The organism is Rhizobacter sp. P3_C12, from assembly GCF_056402735.1.
This window is the reverse complement of the sequence record NZ_JBFUGW010000375.1, coordinates 1-4,920: the sequence shown is the minus strand read 5'-3', so window position 1 is coordinate 4,920 and position 4,920 is coordinate 1. Positions and strand designations below refer to the sequence as shown.

2 protein-coding genes and 1 pseudogene are annotated in these 4,920 nt (G+C 64.9%); all 3 read left to right on the top strand.

The features are described 5' to 3' along the window. Nucleotides 1-3,417 (top strand): LamG-like jellyroll fold domain-containing protein (locus tag AC1DXV_RS31350; RefSeq protein ID WP_477937383.1); only part of this gene is annotated, 3,417 nt, incomplete at its 5' end. Then, on the top strand, nucleotides 3,414-3,902 hold the full coding sequence (locus AC1DXV_RS31345; RefSeq protein WP_477866984.1) for an MBT domain-containing protein: 489 nt from the start codon (nucleotides 3,414-3,416) through the stop codon (nucleotides 3,900-3,902). The genes AC1DXV_RS31350 and AC1DXV_RS31345, both read left to right, overlap by 4 nt. A gap of 312 nt (nucleotides 3,903-4,214) precedes the next feature. Beyond that, nucleotides 4,215-4,920 (top strand): annotated as a pseudogene (locus AC1DXV_RS31340) (type IV secretion protein Rhs); the annotation flags it as partial.

The window sequence follows — 4,920 nt, the reverse complement described above, 5'->3', positions numbered from 1 at the left end:
CGCTATGGCAGTGGCGGCCTGGCGCTGGATGGCAACCAGGGCAGCTACGTGACCGCCCCGAGCGCGGCGCTGGACCTGGGCGCGAATGACTTCACCGTGGAAGCCTGGGTGCGGCTGAACGCCTACGGCAACTTCGCGACGCTGCTGAGCAACTACGGCAACGGTGGGGCGCGGGGCTTCGACATCCTGACCGGCCCCAACGGCTCGGTGGCCACGCGCTGGTCGCAGGATGGGTCGAGCGATGCCGGCAGCCTCTGGCATGCGAACCAGATCCCGCTGAACACCTGGGCCCACGTCGCGGTGGTGCGCCAGGGCACGGCGCTGCGTATCTTCCTGAACGGTGTGCCGAGCGCGCCGGTGGCGATCAACGGGGCGATCTACCCATCGAGCACGCCGGTGAACATCGGCCGCACGCCGGACACGGGCCAGGGCGTGTGGTACCTGAACGGCGCGGTCGACGAGGTGCGCATCACCCAGGGCGTGGCGCGCTACACCGCGGCCTTCACGCCGCCGGCGGCMGGCCTGCCGGGCAAGCCGGTGACGCCGGCGGTGCCGTCGCTGTTCAAYACCGCGGTGGCGAACGAGGTCCAGAGCTGGACCTATGACGCGGACGGCCGGGTGCTCACGGCCAAGGGCTCGCGCAGCGACGCCAACGACACGACGGTCASCAGCTACCACCTCGACACCAACGAGGACCACACCCGGGGCGATCTGAAGAGCATCACGCTGCCGACCGGCGAGACGACCACCTTCACGAAGTACGCSAGGTCCGGCCAGGTGCTGCRGAGCACCGGCCCGACCGGYGTCRTSACGACCTACACCTACGACCTGCGCCAGCGCATGCTGAGCCGCACGGTGGGCGTGCAGACGACGGSCTACGCGTACGACGCCGCCGGCCAGCTCACGAAGGTGACGCTGCCCGACGRCAGCTGGGTGGGCTACGAGTACGACGACGCCCGCCGGGTGGTGGCGGTGRCGGACAAGAGGGGCAACCGCATCGAGTAYGTGCTGGACAACGCCGGCAACCGRGTCGACCAGCGGGTGAARGAYCCRSYSGGCGAGTTGCAGCAGAGCCTGAACGCGTTGATGGATGYGCTCGGRCGTGTGCAGCAGGCCGGCGTGACGGATGTGGCGCCGGCAACACARGCCTTCCCGCCGYTGCCGGCCTCACCACTGCCSCTGGAGCGCTACGAGCACGACGCGCAGGGCAACCGCACGAAGATCACGCAAGGCGCGGGCACGCTGAACCTGCAGACGCGGCTGACGTATGACGCGCTGGAGCGGGTGAAGGACACGACCGACCCGAAGAATGGCACGACGCGCTTCGAGTACGACGGCGGGGACCGCACGACCCAGGTGACCGACCCGAGGAACCTCGCGACGCAGTACCCGCGCAACGGCCTGGGTGATGCGACGCAGGTGATCAGCCCGGACACCGGCAATGAGAGCCTGACCTACGACGCGGCCCGCAACCTGAAGACCCGCACCGACAGCCGGGGCGTGCTGACGACCTACGACTACGACGCGAGTGATCGGCTGACGGGAGCTACCTACACGCAGGCCGGCCAGCCGAGCGAGACGGTGACGCTCGCCTACAGCCAGACCGGCGCGGGCTTCAGCTACGGCGCGGGCAAGCTCACCAGCAGCAGCTACCCGGGTGGCTCGGCGCAGTACGGCTACGACGACCAGGGCGCGGTGGTCAGCGACGTGCAGCGCGTCGAGGCCAGCACCGGCAGCAACGTCGCGCAACTGACGCACACCGTGGCCTACGGCTACACGCTGGGCAACCTGAGCGGCATCAGCTACCCGTCGAGCCGGCAGCTGGGCCTGACCTGGGTGGACGGCGAGGTCACCGRCATCACGCTGGGCGGCGCGCCGCTGATCACGCAGATCGAGTGGACGCCGTTCGCTGGCACGGTGAAGCGCTGGCAGTGGGCCATGGCCGATGGAGCCAAGTCGAACGAGCGCTACTTCGACCTGGCGGGCCGGGCGATCCGCTACCCGCTGGGCGAGGCGCTGCGAGACCTGCGCTACGACGAGGCGAGCCGCATCGTGAGCTTCACGCACCTGAGTGCGGACGGCACGGCGCAGCCGGCGCTGGACCAGGCGTTCGGCTACGACGAGAACAGCCGGCTGACCGGCATCACGACGAACGCGGCGAGCTGGGCGATCCACTACGACGCGAACGGCAACCGCACGGGCATGAGCCTGAACGGCAGCCCGAGCGCGTACAGCGTGGAGACGACGAGCAACCGCACGACGAGCATCACGAGCCCGGCCAGAACCCTCGTGTTCGACAACGCCGGCAACACGCTCAGCGACAGCGCGGCCGATGGCTCGGGCTACACGGCGACGTACAACCTGCGCGGGCAGCTCGCGACGATCACCAAGGCCGGCGTGACGACGCGCTACACCTACAACGCGGCCGGGCAGCGCGTGCGCAAGGTGAGCAGCACCGGGCCGCAAAGCACGGTGGTCTTCGTGTACGACCAGGCGGGCCATCTGCTGGGCGAGTACGACCAGAACGGCGCCGCGTTGCGGGAATACGTGTGGCTGCGCGACACGCCGATGGCGATGTTCACGCCCGACCCGGCGAACCCATCAGGCGAGCCGCTGGTGTACTTCATCCACAGCGATCACCTGAACACACCGCGCGTGGTGGTGGACCGCCAGAACCGGGTGCGCTGGCGCTGGCTGGCSGAGCCCTTCGGSACGAGCGCGCCGGAGACCAACCCGAGCGGGCTGGGGGCCTTTACGCAGAACCTGAGGTTCCCGGGGCAGTATGCGGATGCGGAGAGTGGGCTGTTCTACAACTACCACCGGTACTACAACGCGGCGGGTGGGCAGTACACGCAGAGTGATCCGATTGGACTGGCTGGTGGCGTTAATACATATCAATATGTTGCCGGAAATCCGAATTCGTATACGGATCCCCAGGGACTATTGCTGCCGATGGCTGTGTACTTGGTTGCCGCTTGGGTTGGAGAGGCGATAACCGCGACTACGGCGACAGTAGCTGTAGCGTCGGCGACATACTTGATTGCAAGTGGAGCAGAAAAGCCAGTTGCGGCCCCGAGTACCAGCCCCGCCCCCAGTAATCCGGAACTCCAGCGTGGAATAGAAAGCACCGCAAACTATTGGCAATATAAAAATGCTTGTAGTGACACGAGTGATATCAACTTCGAGCGTACACTGGAGCAAGCAAATGCTGGGTGGGCAAAGCCCGACAAATGCGAAGTTGCCAAGCGTCTGTTGGATCGTGTAAAACAGTGCAAGGCGCTGCGAGAGGCCAACACTAAAAAGTGGCATGGCGGCACGGATACCAAGCACGACCCTCAGACTCATGATGACATTGATCGAAGACTTCGCAATGCCGACGACCTCGTCAGACGTTACTGCAAAGATACCTGCCAATGACTGACAGAATCGCACTTGCCGCTCGCATCGAGATGGCATTTCCGGTCGGAGAATTTTCTCCAATCGAATCTATGCTTCGGCATGGTGAGGAGTGTTCCGATTGCTCCTTGCTTGCCGCCGAGCTAGAGCAGTGGGGGCGCGTGCCTATCACTCGCGCAGGGTTGGCGACCATGGCGAGGATACAGCAACACCTTGCGCCGAAGGGCTGGAGGTGGTTTATTTCGAAATTTCTGCGTGATGTTGTCGCGGACGAAAACTTGTCAAACCGCATCGAGATCGAGTCCTTGATTTATTTCCTATCACCATCGATCACTGCCGCTGACGCGGTGCGAGTGGTACTTGGCGAACTGACCGACCGACAGTTGGAAGTACTGCTGGATTTTCAAGGTTGGCTTGCAATGAATGACTTCTGGCAAGACTATTTAGGGCGGGATATAGAGGCGGCGGTGAAATTTGTAAATGAATTTGTGGCCGAGCGGCACTAGCATAAAGTATCATTTTTGATGCGTCGATTGCATGGTAATAGCGGGTGGCCTGGAAAATATCGCCAAAACGACGCAGCTTCGAACTTGCAATGCCAATCTTGGCGGTCTCAAGTCTGAAGTGCAACACCTTGCCAACAGGTAAGGTCAGCGAATGCACAAGACGAGATACCAACAATTGCAGCAGCATTGCGAGCCTGCGGCAGCAAGGGTTTGGAGTGAGGGCCATAGCCCGCGCAATCGACCGCTCGGTACCCACTGGGCAACCTGCGCGGCATCAGCTACCCATCGAACCGGCAGCTCGGCCTGACCTGGGTGGATGGCGAGGTCATCGAGATCACCTTGGGCGGCACGCCGCTGATCACGCAGATCGAGTGGACGCCGTTCGCCGGCACGGTCAAGCGCTGGGGCTGGGCGATGGCGAGCGGCACGAAGGTGAACGAGCGCCACTTCGACCTGGCGGGCCGGGCGATCCGCTACCCGCTGGGCGAGGCGCTGCGGGATGTGCGCTACGACGAGGCGAGCCGCCTCGTGAGCTTCACGCACCTGAGCGCGGACGGCACGGCGCAGCCGGCGCTGGACCAGGTGTTCGGCTACGACGAGAACAGCCGGCTGACCGGCATCACGACGAACGCGGCGAGCTGGGCGATCCACTACGACGCGAACGGCAACCGCACCGGCCTGAGCCTGAACGGCAGCCCGAGTGCGTACAGCGTGGAGCCAACGAGCAACCGCACCACGAGCATCACGAACCCGGCGCGCAGCCTCGTGTTCGACAACGCGGGCAACACGCTCAGCGACAGCGCAGCCGATGGCTCGGGCTACACGGCGACGTACAACCTGCGCGGCCAGCTCGCGACGATCACCAAGGCCGGCGTGACGACGCGCTACACCTACAACGCGGCCGGGCAGCGCGTGCGCAAGGTGAGCAGCACCGGGCCGCAAAGCACGGTGGTCTTCGTGTACGACCAGGCGGGCCATCTGCTGGGCGAGTACGACCAGAACGGGGCCGCGCTGCGGG

Coding starts and splice junctions, on each gene's coding strand:
- AC1DXV_RS31345 (WP_477866984.1), top strand. CDS start 3,414: ATGACTGACAGAATCGCACTTGCCGCTCGCATCGAGATGGCATTTCCG.